The 623-nt window shown below is 43.2% G+C and carries 2 rRNA genes; both read right to left on the bottom strand.

What is annotated here, in order from left to right:
* A 23S ribosomal RNA gene (locus L5M11_RS23840) occupies positions 1–209 on the bottom strand; the annotation flags it as partial.
* 362 nt (positions 210–571) lie between these two features.
* Positions 572–623, bottom strand: a 16S ribosomal RNA gene (locus tag L5M11_RS23835); the annotation flags it as partial.

Here is a 623-nt window from a genome sequence, read left to right as displayed (position 1 = left end):
AGGGTACTTAGATGTTTCAGTTCCCCTCGTTCGCCTCGCAACACTATGTATTCATGTTGCGATAACAGCTTATGCTGCTGGGTTCCCCCATTCGGACATCGTTAGCTCAAATGCTTGTTACTAGCTCGCCAACGCTTTTCGCAAGTTACTACGTCCTTCATCGCCTCTGACTGCCAAGGCATCCACCGTATACGCTTAGTCGCTTAACCATACAACCCAAATGAGTTTCACTCACCTGCGCCGCATTGCGACCAGCTTGGTTTTACTTGTCTCACTTCTGACCAAAGAAGTGGACGCGCCTTAGACGTAAACTATTCAATAAAGAATAATTTACTTTTGAATATTCAAGACACTTAATAAAGTGTTTGAGAACTCATGTTYAATGCTTKCGCATTAAACGTTTTGTAATTAATCACATGACAGACTCATGYAATTAAATACTATCAGCTTTCCAAATTGTTAAAGAACAATGCGTACCGGCTCGCGGCGCATTTAGCTCTGACTTCTCCTAAGAGAAGCTAAACAAGCAATCTGTGTGAACACTCAACAAACATTAAGTTAGTCGTATAGGTAAGGAGGTGATCCAGCCCCAGGTTCCCCTAGGGCTACCTTGTTACGACTTC

The sequence above is a fragment of the Shewanella sp. SM87 genome (assembly GCF_025653705.1).
In the GTDB taxonomy this organism is placed as follows: domain Bacteria; phylum Pseudomonadota; class Gammaproteobacteria; order Enterobacterales; family Shewanellaceae; genus Shewanella; species Shewanella oncorhynchi.
Note: the sequence above shows the minus strand (reverse complement) of the source record. Positions and strands in the feature narration are given on the sequence as shown.